Source organism: Streptomyces sennicomposti, from assembly GCF_019890635.1.
GTDB classification, from domain to species: domain Bacteria; phylum Actinomycetota; class Actinomycetes; order Streptomycetales; family Streptomycetaceae; genus Streptomyces; species Streptomyces sennicomposti.
Genome location: NZ_JAIOAB010000034.1, coordinates 45,509 through 68,107 on the forward strand (window position 1 = coordinate 45,509; position 22,599 = coordinate 68,107).

At 75.8% G+C, this 22,599-nt stretch carries 5 protein-coding genes; all 5 read left to right on the forward strand.

Translation table 11 applies throughout. The features are described from left to right. The first annotated feature begins 1 nt into the window (after position 1). The 5 genes from K7787_RS19635 to K7787_RS19655 all read left to right on the forward strand — a co-directional run bounded on the left by K7787_RS19635 (position 2) and on the right by K7787_RS19655 (position 22,442). Positions 2–235 carry a phosphopantetheine-binding protein gene (locus K7787_RS19635; RefSeq protein WP_043261562.1) on the forward strand — a complete coding sequence of 78 codons (234 nt, stop codon included), beginning with the start codon at positions 2–4 and terminating at the stop codon, positions 233–235. After that, positions 232–987 (forward strand): 2-oxo acid dehydrogenase subunit E2, encoded by a 756-nt coding sequence (locus K7787_RS19640; RefSeq protein WP_223002376.1) that lies wholly within the window; start codon positions 232–234, stop codon positions 985–987. Before K7787_RS19635 ends, K7787_RS19640 begins: the two co-directional genes overlap by 4 nt. Next, complete coding sequence (locus K7787_RS19645) at positions 984–2,129, forward strand: alpha/beta hydrolase (RefSeq protein ID WP_223002377.1); 1,146 nt, start codon at positions 984–986, stop codon at positions 2,127–2,129. The genes K7787_RS19640 and K7787_RS19645 overlap by 4 nt, the downstream gene beginning before the upstream one ends. Further along, the gene (locus K7787_RS19650) at positions 2,126–2,953 is read left to right on the forward strand and encodes a thioesterase II family protein (protein ID WP_223002378.1); all 828 of its coding nucleotides are present in this window, start codon (positions 2,126–2,128) and stop codon (positions 2,951–2,953) included. The genes K7787_RS19645 and K7787_RS19650 overlap by 4 nt, the downstream gene beginning before the upstream one ends. Positions 2,954–3,200: 247 nt before the next feature. Next, complete coding sequence (locus K7787_RS19655; protein ID WP_223002379.1) at positions 3,201–22,442, forward strand: type I polyketide synthase; 19,242 nt, start codon at positions 3,201–3,203, stop codon at positions 22,440–22,442. Positions 22,443–22,599 lie beyond the last annotated feature (157 nt).

The window sequence follows — 22,599 nt, forward strand, 5'->3', positions numbered from 1 at the left end:
GATGAGCGCGACACTCGACCGGGCGGACTTCGCCGGCCTCGTCCGCGACGAACTCGGCATCGACATCGACGAGACCGAACTCGACCGCCCTTTCGACGCGTTGGAGGGCTGGGACTCCGTCCATCTGCTGACCCTGCTCAGCCTGCTGGAGAAGGAGACCGGCGCCCCGCTGTCGCTGCCCGACTTCCTCGACGCGCAAAGCCTCGCGTCCATCTACGAGTTGGTGACCCGTTGAGCGTACGACCGTTCCCCACCCAGCGCCGGCACACCCTCTTCTTCCTCGACCAGATACGGGACTTCGCGCCCGTCCACCTCGACACCGAGGTCGACGCCAGCGCGATCGTCGCCGCCCGCGCGAAGGCCCGCGAGGACGGCCGACGCCGTTCCGTCGTCGCCTACGTCGTCCACGCCGCCGCCGGAGTGCTGCGCAAGCACCCCGAGGCCAACGGCGCCATCCAGGGCCGACTCGACCCGGCCGTCGCCACCTACGACACCGTCAGCGCCAAGGTCACCCTCGACCGCACCCTCGACGGCCGCCGCGTGGTCCTCGCCACCGTGATCCCCGGCCTGGAGGACGCGACCCTCGACACCGTCCAGGACCACCTCGACCGCGCCCTCGCCGACGACCCCGACACCGCCGAGCGGTTCGCGCCGATCCGGGCCCTGCGCGCCCTGCCCTGGCAGGAGGCCCTCGACCGGTTCCGGGCCGCGGCCGGACTGCTGGAGCGCCGCCCGGAGATCACCGGCACCTTCAGCGTCACCTCGCTCGGCCACCGGGCCGTCGACGGCTTCCACTCCGTCGGCGGCACCACCGTCACCCTCGGCGTCGGCCGCATCGCCGAACGGCCGGTCGTCCGCGACGGGGCGATCGTCGCCGCCCCGGTCCTGCGGCTCTCCCTCACCTTCGACCACCGGGTGATCGACGGCGCCGAGGCCGCCGACGTGCTCACCGAGATCAAGGACGCGCTGGAGGCGTACCCCGTATGACCGACACCACCGCCGCTTCGGCGCCCGCCGGTTCCGCCGAGGGGAGCGACCATGGCAACGACCTGGACGAACTCAAGCGCTTCGTTGTGGCGCACGCCGTCTCCCAGGACCTTCCCGCCGACCACTACGCCCCCCTCCTGGACCGGATCACCACCGACCAGGGCGACGCCCCCGGCTCATGGGCGTACGAATGGATCCGCGCCGGCGACGAACTGGACGCGGCCGGGCAGCCGTTGGCCGCCGCGCAGTACTACCTCCTGGGACGCTTCCCGTTCGTGGACGGCCCCGGCCGGGCCCGCGCCCTGGAACGCTCCGTCGACGCCTTCGACCGCTGGCGCAAGGCCGGGGACACCGGCATCGAACCGGAGACGGTCGACGTCGGCGGCACACCCGTCCGGATCTGGACGGCCGGACTCTCCACCGGCACACCCCGCCCGCTGCTCGTCGTGACCGGCGGTATCGTCAGCACCAAGGAGCAGTGGGGCCCCCTGCTGCCGCAGCTCACCTCCCTCGGGCTGGCCGCCGCCGTCGCCGAACTGCCCGGCGTCGGCGAGAACCCGCTGCGCTACGAACGCGACAGCTCCCGCCTGTTCACCGCGATCCTCGACGCCCTCGACGGCCGCGCCGACGTCTCCCGCACCTATCTGCTGGCCCTCAGCTTCAGCGGCCACCTCGCCCTGCGCGCCGCCCTCGCCGACCCGCGCATCCGCGGCATCGTCGGCAACGGCACCCCGGTCCACGACTTCTTCACCGACGCCGAATGGCAGCGCCGCGTCCCCCGGATCACCCGCGACACCCTCGCCCACCTGGCCGGCGTACCCGCCGACGCCGTGTACGAGCGGATCCGGGACTGGGCCCTCCAGGACGACGAACTCCGCGCCCTCGCCGTCCCGTTCGCCACCGTCAGCGCCCGCCGCGACGAGATCGTGCCGCCCGGCGACACCGACCGGCTGCGGCGGCACGTGGCCGACCTGCGGCTGCTGGAGCACGACGACGTGCACGGCGCGCCCGGCCACCTCGCCGAGACCAAGGTGTGGAGCCTGCTCGCCGTCCAGCGGATGCGCCCGGACGCCGACCCGACGACCACGGCCGGACTCGCCGCCGCCGTCGAGGCGGCCCGCGCCGCCGGAGCGAAGCGATGAGCCCGCCCGCGAACTCGCTCACAACGCTTCCCGCGCACCGCCTCACCGGCACCGCCGCCGACTGGCTGCGCGAGTACGCGCCCGCCGAACCCGACGCCCCCTGCCTGGTGTCCTTCCCGCACGCCGGGGGCTCGGCCGGCTTCTTCACCCCGCTCGCCCGCGCCCTCGCACCCGCCGTCCGGGTCCTCGCCGTGCAGTACCCCGGACGGCTCGAACGCCGCACCCACCCCCCGGTGCACGACATACGCGAACTCGCCGCCCGCACCCTGACGGCGATCGGCGAGGCCGTCCACGGCACACCGGTCGCCCAAGGCCGCGCGCCGCTCCTCTACTTCGGCCACAGCATGGGCTCCCTCGTCGCCTTCGAGACCGCCCTGCTGGGCGAACGCGGCCACGGTCCCGCGCCCGCCGCGCTCCTCGCCTCCGGCGGCCGGGCGCCCGCCCTGACCCGCGTCGACCCCGCGATCCTGCGCGGCGACGACTCCCTCGTCGCGGAGGTACTCCGCCTCGGCGGCACCGAGCGGGCCGTCCTGGACGACCCCGACCTGCGCGAACTGGTCCTGCCCGCCCTGCGCGCCGACTACCGGGCCCTGCACGACTACGTCCCCGAGCCCGCCGCCCGGGTGCGCTGTCCCGTCCGCGCGCTCGTCGGGGACCGCGACCCGCTGGTGCCCGTCGCCGACGCCCGGCGCTGGGCGGACCACACCACCGGCCCCTTCGCGCTGCGCGTACTGCCGGGCGACCACTTCTATCTGAACCCGCGGCTGCCGGACGTGGCGGACACGGTGCGCGCGGTGCTCGCCGAAGTCGCCGAGCTGTCCTGACCCGCCCGCCGCAGTCGGCTCATGTGCCGCGGCCACCTTTGGGCGCAGCTGCCGATCCCCGCCCAACGGCCGTCCCCGTCAAGGGAGTCGTACCCGTCACCGTGGCCGTGTCCGCCGCCGGAGCCGTACCCGCCGCCGCGGTGGTCGCGGCGCCGCCGGAGTCGTACCACCGCCGCGGCCGAATCCGTCGCCCCGGTGGTCCACCCCGCCGCGACCGGAACCGTCCCGACCGAGAGTGAGGCTGTAGTTGAGCGGCAAGCGCACCGACGCACAGGAAGCCCCGCGGACCACGACCACCCTGGTCGGACCGGCCGCGCCGGTCGCCCCGATCGCCGTGATCGGCCTGGCCTGCCGGCTCCCCGGGGCCCCCGACCCCGACGCCTTCTTCAGGCTCCTGCGCGACGGCCGCAGCGCCGTACGGGAGGTACCCGAACACCGGGCCGGACCCGCGGCCGGACCGGGCTCCGTCGCCCACCTCGCCGCCGGGCACCCCGGCATACGCCACGGCGGATACCTGGACGCCATCGACCGGTTCGACCCCGCCTTCTTCGGCATCTCGCCCCGCGAGGCCACCGCCATGGACCCCCAGCAACGCCTGGTCCTCGAACTGGCCTGGGAGGCCCTGGAACACGCCGGCATCCTGCCCGCCGCCCTGCGCACCACCGCCACCGGCGTGTTCGTCGGCTCCCTCGCCGACGAGTACGCGACCCTCGCGCGCCGCACCGGACCCGGCCGGCACACCCTCACCGGCACCACCCGCGGCATCCTCGCCAACCGCGTCTCCTACGCCCTCGGGCTGCGCGGCCCCAGCATCGCCGTCGACACGGCTCAGTCCTCCTCGCTCGTCGCCGTCCACCTGGCCTGCGAGAGCCTCAGGCGCGGCGAGTCGCGCCTCGCCCTCGCGGGCGGCGTCAACCTGATCGTGGACCCCGCCTCCACCGCCGCCGTCGCCCGGTTCGGCGGCCTCTCGCCCGACGGGCGCTGCTACACCTTCGACCGCCGCGCCAACGGCTACGTACGCGGCGAGGGCGCCGGCCTCGTCCTGCTCAAGCCGCTCGACGCCGCCCTCGCCGACGGCGATCACGTCCACGCCGTGCTGCTCGGCAGCGCTGTCAACAACGACGGCGCCACCGACGGCCTCACCGTGCCCAGCCCCGAGGCCCAGGCCGACGTCGTCCGGCGCGCCTGCGCCGCCGCCGGAGTCCCGCCCGAAGCACTCCAGTACGTCGAACTCCACGGCACCGGCACGCCGGTGGGCGATCCGCTGGAGGCGCGCGGCCTCGGACTCGCCCGCGACGGCGGCGTACGGCGGCCCGTCCTGGAGGTCGGCTCGGTCAAGACCAACATCGGGCACCTGGAGGGCGCGGCCGGCATCGCCGGACTGCTCAAGACCGTCCTCGGCGTCGCCCGGCGCGAACTGCCCGCCACGCTCAACCACAGCGAGCCCCACCCCGACATCGACCTCAACGGACTCGGCCTGTCCGTGCGCACCGAGACCGGCGCGTGGCCGCGCCCCGACGAGCGGCTGCTGGCCGGCGTCAGCTCCTTCGGCATGGGCGGCACCAACTGCCATGTCGTGGTCGCCGAGGCGCCGCCCGTGCCGGACGACACACGTGTGCCGCGGGAGGGGGAACCGGCCGCGCCCCTGGTCCTGAGCGCCCGGAACGCCGCCGCACTCCGGGAACAGGCGCGCAGGATCGGCGAGTTGATCGAGAGGGAGGGCCGCGCGCCGGCCGGGCTCGCGCGCGCCCTGGCCACCACCCGTACCGCCTTCGAGCACCGCGCCGCCGTCACCGGGGACGCACGGGCCGCTCTCGCCGCCCTCGCCGCGGGGCGGGCCGCCGTCGGCGTCGTGACCGGACGGACCGGTCAGGGAGCCACGGCCGTGCTCTTCCCCGGCCAGGGCAGCCAGCGGCTCGGCATGGGCCGACGGGCCTACGACGAGTCGCCGGTGTGGCGGGCCGCGTTCGACGAGGCCGCCGAGGCCCTCGCCCCGCATCTGCCCCGCCGTATCGAGGACGTCGTCTGGGCGGAGCCCGGCACCGACGCCGCCGCGCTGCTCGGCCGCACCGCCTACACCCAACCCGCCCTGTTCGCGGTGGAGATCGCGACCCACCGCTGGCTCGCCTCGCTCGGCGTCGAAGCGGCCTTCGTCGCCGGGCACTCCATCGGCGAGGTCGCCGCCGCCCACGCCGCCGGCATTCTCGACGTCGGTCAGGCCGCCGAACTCATCGCCGCGCGCGGCCGGTTGATGGACGCGCTGCCCGACGGCGGCGGCATGCTCGCGGTCGGGGCCGCCGAGGACTCCGTCGCCGAACTCGTCGCCCTGGCCGGGAGCGGGCCCGTGGACGTGGCCGCCGTCAACGGCCCCGCATCCGTGGTTCTTTCCGGCGCGAGCGGCGCCCTGGACGAGATCGCGGCGCGGGCGGCCGAACGCGGCTGGCGGCACCGGCGCCTCGACGTCAGCCACGCCTTCCACTCCTCGCTGATGGAGCCCATGCTCGCCGAGTTCCGCACGGTGCTGGACGGCATCGCCTTCCGCCCGGCCCGCGTCCCCTTCGTCTCGACGGTGACCGGGGACCTGGTGACGACCCTGGACGCTGACTACTGGGTGGAGCACGCCCGGCGGCCGGTCCGGTACGAGACCGCGGTACGGCGGCTGCACGCCCTCGGCGCGGGCGTCCTGCTGGAAGCCGGACCGGGCACCACGCTCAGCGCCCTGGCCCGCGAGATCACCGGGCGCGAGGCGACCTACGCCCCCGTGCTCGGCAAGGACGACGAGCCCGACCGGGCGCTCGGGCGGCTCTTCGTCGCCGGGGTGGACCCGGACTGGGACGCCGTCCTGCCGACGGGCGGGCCACGCGTGGAGCTGCCGACGTATCCCTTCCAGCGGGAGCGGTACTGGCTGGAGGGCGGGACGGACCAGGTCGGGGGCGGCGCGGTCCCGTTCGGGGGCGGGGCGGACCCGGGGGAGCCCGCGGCGTCGTCCCAGGAGCCGACGGCCGCACGCCAGGAGGCCCAACAGCCCCCCGTCGCAACGGCTCTCGAAGGGACCGCCGAAGGCCCGCTCCCCGACCCCGAGTTCGAGCGGCGCATCGTGGACGAGGTCGCCGCCGCCCTCGGCTTCACCGACCCGGCCCGCGTCGACCGCACCGCCACCTTCAAGGAGTTGGGGCTCGACTCGCTCGGGCTGGTCGGACTGCGCGACCGGCTCAGCGGCGTCCTCGGCGCCGAGCTGCCCGCCGCCGCCCTGTTCGCCCACCCGACGACCGACGCCCTCCTCACCCACCTCCGCCCGGCCGCCGAAGCACCTTGCGAGACGCCCCTCGCCCGGCCGCGGAAGGCCGCGGACACCGACGATCCGGTGGTGATCGTCGGCATGGGCTGCCGATTCCCCGGCGGAGTCGCCTCGCCCGAGGACCTGTGGCGGCTGGTGACCGACGGCACCGACGCCATCGGCGGCTTCCCCACCGACCGCGGCTGGAACCTCGACGCCCTCTTCGCCGACGACCCGGAGCGCTCCGGCACCTCCACCACCCGGCACGGCGGATTCATCGACACCGCCGCCGAGTTCGACGCAGAGTTCTTCGGCATCAGCCCCCGCGAGGCCCTGGCCCTCGACCCGCAGCAGCGGCTGCTCCTCCAGACCTCCTGGGAGGCCCTGGAACGCGCCGGCATCGATCCGCACGCGCTGAAGGAGACCGACACCGGCGTCTTCATCGGCGCGACCGCCTCCGACTACACCCCCCGCCTCCACGAGGGCGGCGCGGGCTCCGACGGCTATCTGCTCACCGGCTCCACCATCAGCGTCGCCTCGGGCCGGATCGCGTACGTGCTGGGGCTGCGGGGTCCCGCGCTGACCGTGGACACCGCCTGCTCGTCGTCGCTGGTGGCGCTGGACCTCGCGGTCCGCGCGGTGCGGTCGGGGGAGTGCGGGACCGCCCTCGCCGGCGGCGCGGCCGTCATGGCGTCGCCCGGCATGTTCGTGGAGTTCTCCCGGCAGCGCGGCCTGTCCCCGGACGGCCGCTGCCGCGCCTTCTCCGCCGAGGCGAACGGCACCGGCTGGGCGGAGGGCGTGGGCGTCCTGGTCGTCGAGCGGTTGTCGAAGGCGCGGCGCGAGGGGCATCGGGTGCTGGCGGTGGTGGCCGGTTCGGCGGTGAACCAGGACGGTGCGTCCAATGGTCTGACGGCGCCGAACGGGCGGGCTCAGGAGGAGGTGATCGCGCGGGCGTTGGCGGACGCGGGACTGTCGCCGGGTGATGTGGATGCGGTGGAGGCGCACGGTACGGGGACGCGGCTGGGCGATCCGATCGAGGCGCAGGCGTTGATCGCGGCGTATGGCTCGGGTCGTGAAGTGCCGTTGTGGTTGGGGTCGTTGAAGTCGAACATCGGGCATGCGCAGGCGGCTGCCGGGGTGGGTGGTGTCATCAAGACGGTGATGGCGTTGCGGGCCGGTGTGCTGCCGCGCACGCTGCACGCGGACACGCCCTCGCCTCATGTCGGTTGGGAGGGTTCGGGTCTCGCGCTGCTACAGGATCCGGTGGAGTGGCCGGATCGGGGGCGGCCGCGCCGGGCCGGTGTGTCGTCGTTCGGCATCAGCGGCACCAACGCCCACGTCGTCCTCGAACAGGCTCCTGAGCCCGTGGAGTCGGTCGATCGCGGCGCGGTCCAGGCCCCCGTACGGCCGGCCCCGCCCGTCCTGCTGTCCGGCAACACCCCCGCCGCGCTGCGCCGCCAGGCCGCCGCCCTCACCGAGTACCTGGACGTCCACCCCGACACCGAGCCGGCCGACCTCGCCGCCGCCCTGGCCCGGCGCGCCCGCCTCGCCCACGGCGCGGCCCTCCCCGCCGACGACCCGGACGCGCTGGCCGCCGCGCTGCGCGCCCTCGCCGCCGGGGAGGTCCACGACGACCTCGTCACCGGCGAACGGACTCCCGGCCGTACCGTCTTCGTCTTCCCCGGCCAGGGCTCCCAGTGGGCCGGGATGGCCCGCGAACTCCTCGACACCAGCCCGGTGTTCCGCGCCGAGATCGAGGCCTGCGCCGACGCGTTCGCGCCGCACACCGACTGGTCGCTGCTCGACGTGCTGCGCGGCGCGCCCGACGCCCCCGGCCTCGACCGGGTCGACGTCGTCCAGCCGGTGCTGTTCGCCATGATGGTGTCGCTGGCCGCCCTGTGGCGGGACGCGGGCGTCGTGCCCGACGCCGTCGTCGGCCACTCGCAGGGCGAGATCGCCGCCGCCCATGTCGCCGGGGCGCTGTCCCTCGCCGACGCCGCCAAGCTGGTCACCCTGCGCAGCCGCGCCCTGACCGGCATCGCCGGGGACAGCGGCATGGTCTCCGTCGCCCTCGACGCCGACGCGCTCGCCCCGCTCCTCGTTCCCTACGGCGACGAGCTGGAGATCGCCGTACGCAACGGGCCGCGCGCCACCGTCGTCGCCGGCGGCGACACCGCCCTCGCCGACCTCCTCGCCCGCTGCGAGGAGCAGGGCGTACGGGCCCGGCGCATCCCCGTCGACTACGCCTCCCACACCCGATACGTCGAGCCGCTGCGCGCCCACCTGCTGGAGATCGGGGGCACCCTCGCGCCGCGCGCGGCCGGTACCGCGTTCTACTCCGCCGTCACCGGCGGCCCGGTCGTGACGGACACCCTCGACGCCGGATACTGGTACCGCAACCTGCGGCAGACGGTGCGGTTCGAGACCGCCGTCGGCAGCCTGATCGACTCCGGGCACCGCCGGTTCATCGAGGTCAGCCCGCACCCCGTCCTCACCTACGCCGTCGAGGAGATCCTCGCCGCGCGCGGTGTGGCCGCCTTCACCGGCGCGACCCTGCGGCGCGACCGGGGCGGGCCGGACGCGTTCCTCCGGGCGCTCGGCTCCGCACACCTCGGCGGGGTCCCGGTCGCCTGGGAACTCCCCGCGCAGACACCCGAGTTGCCGCTGACGTACCGCTTCGCCTCCGACCGCCACTGGCTCGCACCGAGCGGCGGGCAGGCCGACGCCGGACGGCTGGGACTCGCCGCCGACCCGCATCCGCTGCTCGCCGCCCGCGTCGAACTCGCGGACGGAAGCGCCCTGTTCACGGGGCGCATCGACCTGGACGCCCTGCCGTGGCTCACGGACCACAGCGTCTTCGGCACCACGCTCGTCCCGGGCACGGCCTTCGCCGAACTCGCCGCGCACGCGGGTGCCGCCGTCGGGCTGCCGGAGGTGCGCGAACTCACCGTCCGCGCCCCGCTCGTGCCCGACCCCGGCCGGCCCACGCTGCTTCAGGTCCGGGTCGGAGCACCCGACGCAGACGGCGCACGCGAACTCTCCGTGCACGCGCGCGCCGATGACGAGCACCCTTGGACGCCGCACGCGGTCGCGACCCTGCACACGCCGCCGCCTCCGACCGCCGACGACGCATTCGGCGACCGGATCCAGGAGTTCGCCGCCTGGCCGCCCGCCGACGCCGAACCCGTCCCCTTGGACGACGTCTACGCCGGGCTGTACCGGCTCGGGTACGACTACGGACCGGCCTTCCAGGGGCTGGTGGCCGCCTGGAAGGCCGCCGACGGAACGCTGTACGCCGAACTCGCCCGCACCGAGGGCGGCGACGGCGGCGGTACGGGTGCACCGGACGGCGAGGGCTTCGCCCTGCACCCCGCGCTCCTCGACGCAGCCCTCCATCCGGTCGTCGCCGGACTCGTCGGCGGCACCGCCCCCGATCCTGAACGTCCCTTGCTTCCCTTCGCGTTCGAAGGGCTGCGGCTCGCCCCCGAGGCCACCGGAGGGGTCCGGCTGCGGGCCCGCATCGAACCGCTCGCCGACACCCGCTTCCGCTGCGTCCTCGCCGACGAGCACGGCCGGCCCGTCGCCGCCGTCGACTCGCTGGTCTTCCGGACCGTGGGCCGCGCCGACCTCACCGGCGAGCGGCCGAGCGCCCGCACCGCGCACCACATCGAGTGGCGCGAACTGCCCGCGCCCCGCGCCGCGACGGGAACCCCGCTCGTCCTCGGCGGTCTCGGCGACACCGGCCTCGTCACCGACGCCGGCAGTGTCGCCGACCTGGACGCCCTGCTGGGCCTCGAAGGCCTGGACACCCGCCCGGACGCGGTCCTGGTCCCCGTCACCGACCCGGAGACCGGCCGTGGTGCGGAGACCGGCCGCGGCAAGGGGACTGACCCCGGCACGGGGGCCGACCGAGATACGGGGACCGATCGCGGCGCGGCGACCGACGGCCGTACGGAATCCAGCCCCGGCTCGGAGACCGCCCCCGACGCGGAGGCCCGCCCCGGCCCGGAGACCGCCCCCGCCGTCCCTCTCCCCGCGCGCGCCCACACCCTGACCGCCGCCGTCCTCGACCTCCTCCAGCGCTGGCTCGCGACACCCGGGTGGGACGACGTCCCGCTGCATGTCGTCATCCGCTCGGGCGACCTCGCCGCCGCCCCCGTACGAGGGCTGCTGCGCACCGCGACCGCCGAACACCCGGGCCGTTTCCGCCTCGTGGAGACCGATGGGCCCGCCCCGGCCGCCCTGCTCGCCGCCGACCACGGCGAACCCGAGTCCGCGGTCCGGGACGGCCGCGTCCACCTGCCCCGGCTCGCCACGCACGACCTCGCCCCCGACCCCGCGCCCGGCGCGTGGAGCGGCGCGGGCACCGTGCTCGTCACCGGCGGCACCGGAGCGCTCGGCGCGCTGGTCGCACGGCGCCTGGCCGCCCAGCCCCGGCCCCCGCACCTGCTGCTCGTCAGCCGCAGCGGACCGGACGCGCCCGGCGCGGCCGAGCTGACCGCCGCGCTGCGCGAGGCCGGCGCCGAGACGACCGTGGCCGCCTGCGACGTCACCGACCGCGAGGCCCTGGCCCGGCTGCTGGACGCCGTACCCGAGGACCGTCCGCTACGCGCGGTCGTGCACACCGCCGGCGTCCTCGCCGACGCGACCGTCGCCGAGCTGACCCACGAGCAACTGGCCACCGCGCTGCGGCCCAAGGCGGACGCCGCCTGGCTGCTGCACGAACTCACCGCCGGCCGGCCGCTCGACGCCTTCGTGCTGTTCTCCTCGGCCGTCGCCACCGCCGGCGTGCCCGGCCAGGCCAACTACGCCGCCGCCAACACCTTCCTGGACGCCCTGGCCGCCCACCGCCGCGCCCTCGGGCTGCCCGCCGTCTCCCTGGCGTGGGGGCTGTGGGAGGAGACCGGGGCCATGACCGGCCACCTCGGCGCGGCCGACCGGGTCCGGCTCGCCCGGCACGGCGTCGGGCCCGTCGCCACCGAACCGGGCCTGGACGCCCTCCTGCGCGCCGAACGGCCGCACACCGTCGTCTCGCCGCTGGACGAGGTCCTGCTGCGCGAAGAAGCCGTCACCGGACAGCTCAAGCCCCTGTTCCACGAGCTGATACGTGTGCCGGTCGCGTCCCGGCGCCCGGGAGGCGGCACGGGCGGAGCGTGGGCCGACCGGATCGCCGCCGTGCCCGCCCACGAACGGCTGCGCACCGTCACCGCGCTGCTGCGCGAACAGGCCGCGCTCGTCCTCGGGCACGACGACGGCGACGGCATCGGAGCCGGACGGCCGTTCAAGGAGCTGGGGTTCGACTCGCTCACCGCCGTCGAACTGCGCAACCGGCTCGGCCGGCTCACCGGCCTCACCCTGCCCGCCACCGTCGTCTTCGAGTACCCCACCCTCGGCGAACTGGCCGCACACCTGCACGACGCGCTCACCGCCGCCGCACCCCAGCGGAAGACCGTCGCAGTACGCCGGGCCGCCGACGACGACCCCGTGGTGATCGTCGGCATGGGCTGCCGATTCCCCGGCGGAGTCGCCTCGCCCGAGGACCTGTGGCGGCTGGTGACCGACGGGACCGACGCGACCGGCGCGTTCCCCACCGACCGCGGCTGGGACCTGGAGAAGCTGTACGACCCCGACCCCGACCACAAGGGCACCACCTACACGCGGCGCGGCGGATTCCTGCACGACGCCGCCGAGTTCGACGCCGACTTCTTCGGCATGAGCCCCCGCGAGGCCCTCGCCACCGACCCCCAGCAGCGGCTGCTCCTCCAGATCACCTGGGAGGCCCTGGAACGCGCCGGCATCGACCCGCACACCCTCAAGGACTCGGACACCGGCGTCTTCATCGGCGCCATGTACGACGACTACGCCGCGCGCCTGCGCACCGCACCCGAGGACGTGGAGGGCCTGCTCCTCGCCGGGAACCAGTCCAGCGTCGCCTCGGGGCGGATCGCGTACGTGCTGGGGCTGCGGGGTCCCGCGCTGACCGTGGACACCGCCTGCTCGTCGTCGCTGGTGGCACTGGACCTCGCGGTCCGCGCCATCCGGTCGGGGGAGTGCGAGACGGCCCTCGCCGGTGGCGTCGCCGTGATGGCCACACCCGGGATCTTCGTGGAGTTCTCCCGGCAGCGCGGCCTCTCCGCGGATGGCCGCTGCCGGTCCTTCGGCGCGGACGCCGACGGCACCGGCTGGGCCGAGGGCGCCGGCATCCTCGTGGTCGAGCGGTTGTCGAAGGCGCGGCGCGAGGGGCATCGGGTGCTGGCGGTGGTGGCCGGTTCGGCGGTGAACCAGGACGGTGCGTCCAATGGTCTGACGGCGCCGAACGGGCGGGCTCAGGAGGAGGTGATCGCGCGGGCGTTGGCGGATGCCGGGTTGTCGCCGGGTGATGTGGATGCGGTGGAGGCGCACGGTACGGGGACGCGGCTGGGCGATCCGATCGAGGCGCAGGCGTTGATCGCGGCGTATGGCTCGGGCCGTGAGCTGCCGTTGTGGTTGGGGTCGTTGAAGTCGAACATCGGGCATGCGCAGGCGGCTGCCGGGGTGGGTGGTGTCATCAAGACGGTGATGGCGTTGCGGGCCGGTGTGCTGCCGCGCACGCTGCACGCGGACACGCCGTCCCCGCATGTCGGTTGGGAGGGTTCGGGTCTCGCGTTGCTGCACGATCCGGTGGAGTGGCCGGATCGCGGGCGGCCGCGCAGGGCCGGTGTGTCGTCGTTCGGCATCAGCGGCACCAACACCCACGTCATCCTGGAACAGGCCCCGCCGACGGAGCCCTCGCTCCAGGCCACGACGCCCACGGGAGAGCCGTCCGTATCACCGACGCAGACCGGCCCTTCGGCCCCCGCCTCGGTCCCCCTCGTCCTCTCCGCCAAGTCCGACTCCGCGCTGCGCGCCCAGGCCGCCGCCCTGCACGAAGTCCTCGCCGGGGACACCGCGCCCCGGCCCGTGGACGTGGCGTACACCCTGGCCCGCCGGTCCCGGTTCGGCCGCCGGGCGGTCATCGAAGCCGGGCAGGACGTCCTGGACGCGCTCGCGGCCGTACGCGACGGTCAGCGCCACCCCCGCTCAGTCGTCGGCCGGGCCGAGGCCGACCAGCGGCTGGCGTTCCTGTTCTCCGGGCAGGGCTCCCAGCGGCTCGGGATGGGCGCCGAACTCCTCGACGCCTCCCCGGTCTATGCCGCCGCCTTCGACGCCGTCGCCACCCACCTGGACCCGCTGCTCGATGTCGGGCTGCGCGAACTGATCGACTCGGAAGCCGAGTTGCTGGGGCAGACCCGGTACGCCCAGCCCGCGCTGTTCGCCGTCGAGGTGGCCCTGTTCCGGCTCGCCGAGTCCTACGGTCTGCGGCCCGACTTCGTCATCGGGCACTCCGTCGGCGAACTCGCCGCCGCCCACGTGGCCGGCGTCCTCGAACTCTCCGACGCCGCCGCCCTGGTCGCCGCGCGCGGCCGGCTCATGCAGTCCGCCCGCGACGGCGGGGCCATGGCCGCCTTCGCCGCCACCGAGGAACAGGCCGCCGAACTCATCGCTTCGGCGGACGGGGCGGTCGAACTGGCCGCCGTCAACGGGCCCGGCTCGGTCGTCCTGTCCGGGGACGCCGACGCCGTCGACCGACTCGTCCGGCACTGGAAGGAAGCGGGGCACAAGGCGTCCCGCCTCAAGGTCGGCCACGCCTTCCACTCCGCGCACATGGACGACGTACTCGAGGAGTTCCGCGCGATCGCGGCCGGGCTCTCCTACGCCGCGCCCCGTATCCCGGTCGTCTCCACCGTCACCGGAGCCCCGGCCGAACCCCTGGAACTCGCCACCCCCGACTACTGGGTGCAGCAGATCCGCCGACCGGTGCGGTTCGCCGACGCGGTGCGCGCCGCGCACGGACTCGGGGTGACCCGGTTCGCCGAACTCGGACCGGACGGCACCCTCACCGCCCTCGCCCAGGAGAGCGCCGACGGCGTCGTCGCCGTGCCCCTGCTGCGACCGGGCACTCCCGAACAGGCCTCCGTACGCGCGGCGTTGAGCCGACTGCTGGTCGCGGGTGTCGAGGTGGATCTCGCTCCGGACCTCACCGGCGGGCACCTCGTGGATCTACCCGTGTACCCCTTCGAGACCCGCCGCTACTGGCTCGACGCCCCCGAGGAGAACGGCACCGCCGACGCGTACGGCCTCGACGGCACGACACACCCGCTGCTCGCCGGACGCACCGAACTGCCAGACGGGGGAGCGCTGTTCACCGGGGTGCTGGCGCTGCGGCGGCAGCCGTGGCTCGCCGACCACCGGATCGACGGACGTACACTCCTGCCCGCCGCCGTCCTCGCCGACCTCGCCTTGTCGGCAGGCGACGCCCTCGGCCGCGCCACGCTGCGCGACTTCCTCGTCCGCTCGCCGCTGGAGCTGGACGCGCACGCCGACACACCCTTCCAGGTCGCCGTGGACGCGGCCGGCGAGGTCGCCGTACGGGCCAGGGCCGCCGACGGGACCTGGACCGTGCACGCCACGGCCACCGTCACCGACGACCCGGTCACGCCCGCGTCCCTCCCGGCAGCTGGTCCGGGTACCCGGATCGATCTCGGCGACCGCGACGCGACCTACCGCCTGCTGGACGACGCCGGATACTCCTACGGCCCGGCCTTCCAGGGACTGACCGCCGCCACCCGCCAGGACGGCGAGCTGCGCGCCGACGCCGAACTCACCGCCGCCGTAAGGGGATCGGCGGACGCGTTCGGTCTGCACCCCGCCCTTCTCGACGCCGCCCTGCACATCCTGCCGCTGCACACGCTCGGCGGGCCGCGACTCGTCCCGTACGCCCTCGACGGGGTACGGCTGCACCGGCGCGGCGCTAGCCGGGTGACGGCACACCTGACGGCCGTGGGCTCCGACGCCTACCGGCTCGACCTCGCGACACCGGACGGACGGCCCGCCCTCACCGTCGAACGCCTCACCCTGCGCCCGCTGCCCGCCCTGGCCGGCCTCTACCGCACGGCCTGGGAACCCGCCGGGCCGCTGCCCGCGCCGCAGGGCGAGGCCGACATCCTCCCCGTACCGGCCGAGGGGCCGGGCGGCGATCCGCTCGCCGCCGCCGAAGCGGTACGCGCCGCCGTCGCCGAACGCCTCGCCGGTGACACCGCGCCCCTGATCGTCCTCACAGGCGGGATCGCCGTCACGGACGACGAACCGGTGCTCGCCGGACCGGCCGCCGTCTGGGGGCTCATCCGCGCCGTCCAGGCCGAACACCCCGGCCGGTTCGCCCTCGTGGACACCGACGGCACCCATGACGAGGCCGGGCTGGCGGCGATCGCCGCCCAGTGGCCGCAGGCCGCCGTCCGTACCGGCACCGTCCACGTCCCCCGGCTCGCCCCGGTCGGCGAGCGGACGGACACCGACGACACACGTGCCCCCATCGACACACCTACCGTCACTGGCGCGCCCACCGCCACCGACACCGTCACCGGGCTGGTCGACACGGCCGCCGCACCCGCCCCCTGGCCGCGCAGCGCCGCGGGCGGAACCGTCCTCGTCACCGGCGGCACCGGCGCGCTCGGCCGGGCCACCGCCCGCCACCTCGTCACCCGGTACGGCGTCCGCACCCTCCTCCTCGTCTCCCGGCGCGGGCCCGGCCACCCGGACGCCGCCGCGGCCGTCGCCGAACTGGCCGCGCTCGGCGCGCGGGCCGAGGTCCGGGCCTGCGACACCGCGGACCGCGACGCCCTCGCGGCCCTGCTCGCCGGTCTCGACACCCCGCTCGCGGCCGTCGTGCACACCGCGGGCATCGCCGAGGACGCCGTCGCCGAACGGCTCACACCCGAGGCGCTGAGCCGCACCTTCGCCCCGAAGGCGCTCGCCGCCCGGCACCTCGACGCACTGACCCGGCACACCGAACTGGACGCCTTCTTGCTGTTCGGCTCGGTCGCCGGAGTCCTCGGCACGGCCGGCCAGAGCGGCTACAGCGCCGCCAACGCCGCGCTCGACGCCGTCGCGGACGAGCGGCGGCGCGCGGGGCGCGGTGCGCTCACCGTCCACTGGGGTCTGTGGGACACCGACGGCGGCCTCGCCCGGAGCCTCGGCGAGCGGGACGTCAGCCGGCTCGCCCGGGCCGGGCTCCGGCCCATGCCGGCCGCCGACGCCCTCGCCCTCCTGGACCGCGCCCTCAGCGTCGGCCTGCCCGTGGTGACCGCCGCCCGGCTCGACGCCCGCGCCACCGCACCCCGCCGCCTGCCGCAGACCGCAGACGGGGCGCAGACCGCCGTCGGGGCGCGAACCCAGGCCGGTGCGACGGAAGTTCGCCGTGCCGGCGCCGATGTGACCCGGACCGTGCTCGACGCCGTCGCCGACGTGCTCGGCCACACCCGGGACACCGTCCTCGACCCCGACCGCCCCTTCACGGACCTCGGTTTCGACTCCCTCACCGCCGTCGAACTGCGCAACCGGCTCACCGCCGACCTCGGCGTCCGGCTGCCCGGCACCGTCGTCTTCGACCACCCGAACCCGACCGCACTGATCCGGCACGTGTCCGCGCTCGTCGCGGCCCCGCCGCCGGCACACCCGACCGGCACCGCGACCGAGTCCGCCGCCGCCCCGACCGCACCCGACACGGCCGGCCCCGCCCCCCACGACGACCCCATCGCGATCGTCGGCATGGCCTGCCGCTTCCCCGGCGGCGTCCGCACCCCCGCTGAACTGTGGCGGCTGCTCGCCGCCGGGACCGACGCCATCACCGAGTTCCCCACCGACCGCGGCTGGGACCCGGACCTCTTCGACCCGGACCCCGAACACCCCGGCACCTCCGCCACCCGGCACGGCGGATTCCTCCACGACGCCGCCGAGTTCGACCCCGCCTTCTTCGGCATCAGCCACCGCGAGGCGCTCGCCGTCGACCCGCAGCAGCGGCTGCTGCTCCAGACCGCCTGGGAGGCCGCCGAGGACGCCGGGATCGATCCGGCGAGCCTGCGCGGCACCGACAGCGGCGTGTTCGTCGGCGTCATGTACGCCGACTACGGCGCCCGCGTCCACCAGCACCGGGGCGCCGCCGCCGACCTGGAGGGCTACCTCGTCAGCGGCAGCGCCGGCAGCGTCGCCTCCGGCCGCGTCTCCTACACCCTCGGGCTGGAAGGGCCCGCGGTCACCGTCGACACCGCCTGCTCCTCCTCGCTGGTCGCCGTCCACCAGGCCGCCCAGGCGCTACGGCTCGGCGAGTGCTCGCTCGCCCTGGCCGGCGGCGCGACCGTCATGGCCAGCCCCGCCACGTTCGTGGAGTTCAGCCGGCAGCGCGGTCTCGCCCCCGACGGCCGCTGCAAGCCCTTCTCCGCCGACGCCGACGGCACCGCGTGGGCCGAGGGCGCGGGACTCCTCGTCCTGGAACGGCTGTCCGACGCCCGGCGCAACGGCCACCGCGTCCACGCCGTGCTGCGCGGCTCGGCCGTCAACCAGGACGGCGCCAGCAACGGCCTGACCGCCCCCAACGGCCCCGCCCAGGAACGCGTCATCCGCAGCGCCCTCGCCGCCGCCCGGCTGCGCCCCCGCGACATCGACGTCCTGGAGGCGCACGGCACCGGCACCCGGCTCGGCGACCCCATCGAGGCGGGCGCGGTACTGCACACCTACGGCAGCGAACGCGGCCCGCGCGGACCGCTGCTGATGGGCTCGGTCAAGTCCAACCTCGGACACACCCAGGCCGCCGCCGGGGTCGCCGGAATCATCAAGTCGGTCCTCGCGATGCGGCACGGGCAGGTCCCCGGCACGCTGCACCTGGAGCGGCTCAGCGAGCACGTCGACTGGACCGCGGGCGAGGTGACCGTCCCGGCCCGCACGACACCCTGGCCGGCGGGCGAGGGGCCGCGCCGCGCCGCCGTGTCGTCGTTCGGCATCGGCGGCACCAACGCCCATGTGATCCTGGAGCAGGGCGACCCGCAACCGGTCCCGCCGCCGGTCCCGGAGGAGACCCCGGTCCCGCACTCGACCGGAGAAGTGACGCCGGGGCGGGTCGTGCCGTGGGTGCTGAGCGCCCGTACCGAGGAGGCGCTGCGGGAACAGGCCGTACGGCTCCGGCGGCGCGTCCTGGACGAGCCCGGTCTGCGGGACGCCGACGTGGCCCTGTCCCTGGCGACCACCCGGACCGCCTTCGAGCACCGGGCCGTCGTCCTCGGCCGCGACCGCGCCGAACTCCTCGCCGGCCTGGACCACGTCGCCGCCGGTACGACACCGCAGGCCGCGGCCTTCCCCGTGGTCGTCGCCGGAAGCCCCGTACGCGGCGAGACCGCCCTGCTGTTCACCGGCCAGGGCAGCCAACGCGTCGGCATGGGGGCGGAGTTGTACCGGCAGTTCCCCGTCTACGCCCGCGCGTTCGACGAGACGGCCGACGCGCTGCGGCGGGTCGGCGGCCCCGATGTGCACGCCCTCGTCGGCGGCGAAGGGGACCTCGACCTCACCCAGCACACCCAGCCCGCCCTGTTCGCCGTCGAGGTCGCCCTGTACCGGCTGCTCGCCTCGCTGGGGCTGACCGCGCCGCTGCTCGCCGGACACTCGGTGGGCGAGATCGCGGCGGCCCACGCGGCCGGGGCGCTCACCCTCGACAGCGCTGCCGAACTGGTCGTCACCCGCGGCCGGTTGATGGGCGAGCTGCCCGGCGGCGGCGCGATGGCCGCCGTGCAGGCGGACCGGGCCACCGTGGAGGCCGTCATGGCCGAGACCGGGGTGCGCGCGGACATCGCCGCCGTCAACGCGCCCGGCTCCGTCGTCCTCTCCGGTGACGCCGACGCGGTCCACGCACTGGCCGAGCACCTCGCCCGACGTGGTCATCGAGTGAAGCGGCTGACGGTCAGTCACGCGTTCCACTCGGCCCGCATGGACCCGATGCTCGACGCATTCCGGGACGCCCTGGGGGCCCTCGCCGCCGACGAGCCGAGCGCCACCCTCGTCTCCACCCTCACCGCCCGCGAGGCCGACGCCGGCACCCTCGGCTCGCCCGCGCACTGGGCCGACCAGGTACGCGGCACCGTACGGTTCGCCGACGCCCTCGACCGGCTCCGCGCGCTCGGCGCGACCCGGTTCCTGGAGATCGGCCCGGACGCCGCCCTCACCGCGATGGCCGAACAGTCCGCCCTCGGCGACACCGTCGTGGCCGTGGCATCCCTCGACCGCAGGCGGGACGACCTGCTCGCGCTGTGGTCGTTCGTCGCCGCCGCCCATGTCGCCGGCGTCGCCTGGGACTGGCGCGCCCTGCTCGGCCGCGACGCGGTGACCGTGCCGCTGCCCACTTACCCGTTCGCCCGCGAACGCTTGTGGCTGCTGCCCCCTGCGGCCGGTGCGGGCACCGCTTCCGGCATCGGCGCGGACGACCCCGGCCACCCGCTGCTGTCCGCCGCGATCACCGACCCCGACGGCGACCGCACCGTCTACACCGGAGTGCTGTCCCACCGCCGGCACCCCTGGCTCGCCGACCACGCCCTGCACGGCACCCCCCTGCTGCCCGCCACCGCCTTCGTCGACCTGCTGACCCGGCTCGCCGGCCGCCACGGCGCGGACACGATCAGCGAACTCACCCTGCACGCCCCCCTGTTGGTCACCGCCGACACCGAGGCGCACCTGCGCGTCACCGTCACCGGGGACACCGCCCGGGTCCACGCCAGGACCGGCGCCGACGCCCCCTGGACGCTCCACGCGGAAGCGGAGTTCGGCGCCGCCGATGCCTCCGTGGCCGCCTGGCCGGGGGAGCGGCCGCACGGTGCCGCCGAGGTCGAAGTGGGCGACGTCTACGCCGAGTTCGCCGAGCACGGGTACGAGTACGGGCCCGCCTTCCAGGGCCTGCGCGGGCTGTGGGCCGACGGCGACAGCCTGTACGCGGAGATCGACGCCGGGGACGCGCCGGTCCCCGCGCTGCTCGACGCGGCCCTGCACACCTGGCTCGCCGACGCGGTACGCCGCGAGGACCGCGCGTCCGGCGGCGGGGACGGCGTCGACGTGCCGTACAGCTGGCGCGGCGTACGGCTGCACACCGCGCCGGCCGGGCCGCTGCGGGTGCGCGTCCGACGCACCGGCGAAGCCGCGTTCGCCCTGGACGCCACCGACGTCGCGGGCCGTCCCGTGCTCACGGCCGAGGAGATCCTGCTCCGCCCGGTGCCGCGCGCGGCGCTGCGCGGCGGACGCCGGACCGGGGGAGGCCGGCTCCACGAGGTCGTCTGGTCGCCTGTGCCCCTCGACCCGGAGTCCGGTGTGGGCGCCGGTGCGGGTGCCGGTCAGGGCCGTACCGTGGTCGTCCCGCTCGGCCCGGCGGCCACCTCGGACGGTCTGCCCTCGGAGGGTCTCCCTTCGGACGGTATCTCTTCGGACAGTCTGCCCTTCCCCGTGGCCGAGACGCCCGACGGGACGGAGGACACGGTCGTCGCCGTCGCAGCGCACGACGACGTACGGGAAAGCCTGCGCGCGGTACGCGAGTTGATCCTCGGATTGGCGGAGCGCACCCGCCTCGTCGTGCTCACGCGGGACGCCGTCGCCGCGGATCCCGCCGATCCGCTCACCGGGCTCGCCCAGGCCTCGCTGTGGGGGCTCGTCCGGTCCGCGCAGCACGAGTACCCCGGGCGGCTCGCGCTCATCGACACCGACGGACACGAGGACTCCCTCGCCCTGCTGCCCCGGGCGGTCGCCGCCGGGCACGGCCAACTCGCCCTCCGGCGCGGCCAGGCGCTCCGGCCCCGCCTCGCCCCGGTCGCCCGACCGGCCGGTGACGCACCGGAGTTCGGCCACGGCACCGTGCTCGTCACGGGCGCGGGCGGCGCCCTCGGCTCCGCGGTCGCCCGCCACCTCGTGGACCGGTACGGGGCCCGGCGGCTGCTCCTGGTCAGCCGTCGCGGGGACACCGACCCGGCGCTGCGCGCCCTCGCGGACGACCTCCGGGGCGGGCGGCCCGAACCGGCCGACGGCCGTGCGGCCCCTCCGGACGGCAGCCGGGCGACGAGCACGGACGACGGACGACGGGCGGCCCCGGCCGACGGCCGAGCGACGACTCCGGACGCCGTCCACGTGCGGACCGCCGCCTGCGACCTCGCCGACGCCGACGCCGTGGACGCCCTTCTCGCCGGCATCGACCCCGCCCACCCGCTGACCGCCGTGTTCCACGCGGCCGGGACGCTCGACGACGCCGTCCTCGCCAACCTGACCGACGACCGGCTGGACCGGGTCCTGCGGCCCAAGACCGACGCGGCGACGCATCTGCACCGCGCCACCGCCGCCCTGCCGCTCACCGCGTTCGTGCTGTTCTCCTCCGTCGCCGGGGTCCTCGGCAACGCCGGGCAGTCCGGCTACGCCGCCGCCAACGCCCACCTGGACGCCCTCGCCCACGCCCGCACCGCGACCGGCCTGCCCGGCACCGCGCTCGCCTGGGGCCTGTGGGAGACGGACGCCAAGGAGGCCACGGACGCTACGGATGGCGCCGACGGCAGGGACGTGAGGGACGGCAGGGACGGCACGGGCATGGCGGGGTCGCTCGACGCCGCCTCCCGGGCCAGGATCGAACGGCTCGGCATCCGCGCCCTGTCCACGGCCGACGGCCTGGAACTCCTCGACACCGCGCTCGCCCTCGGTCCGGGCGCACCCGCGCTGCTGGTCCCCGCGCACTTCGACACGGCAGCCCTGAGCCGCCGCCCGGAGGGCACGCCCGAACTGCTCACCGGCCTCGTGCCCGCGCCCCGCGCCGCGGCGACGGCCCCGGCCGCCGCCCGCACCTCGCTCGCGGACCGGGCCGCGGACCTCGACCCCGAGGCCCTGCACGCCCTGGCGCGCACCGTCGTCACGACCGCCGTCGGCGAGGTCCTCGGCCTGCCCCGGACGGCCCGACTGCCCGAGGACCGGGGCCTGTTCGACCTGGGACTCGACTCGCTGACCGCGATCGAGCTGCGCAACCGGCTCGGCTCGGAGGTCGGCGAACGGCTCCCCGCCACCGTCCTCTTCGACCACCCCACCGTCCGCGACCTCACCGCACACCTGGTGGACCGGTGCGCCGGCCGGCGGACCGTGTTCGACGCCGGCGCCCTCGGCGACTGGGTCGACTCGGCGGCCACGCTGACCGCCGACGACGACCGGCGCGCCGGGCTCGTCCGGGCGCTCAAGTCCGCCCTGGGCCGGCTGACCGACCCGGACGAGGCGGACGACCCCGCGACCGCCTTTGGAATGGATTCAGCTTCCGATGATGAGCTTTTCGGGCTGCTGGACCGCGAGTTGACCGACTGAGCCAGGCACGACGTCACGTCTCCGGGCGACACACCGGCTGAGCGACACACTCGCGCACCGACCGGCGGACGTACCCGCGCACCCACCGACCGGCACACCCAGGCACCGACCGGCACACCGACTGACCGACCGACTGACCGACTGACCGACTGACCGA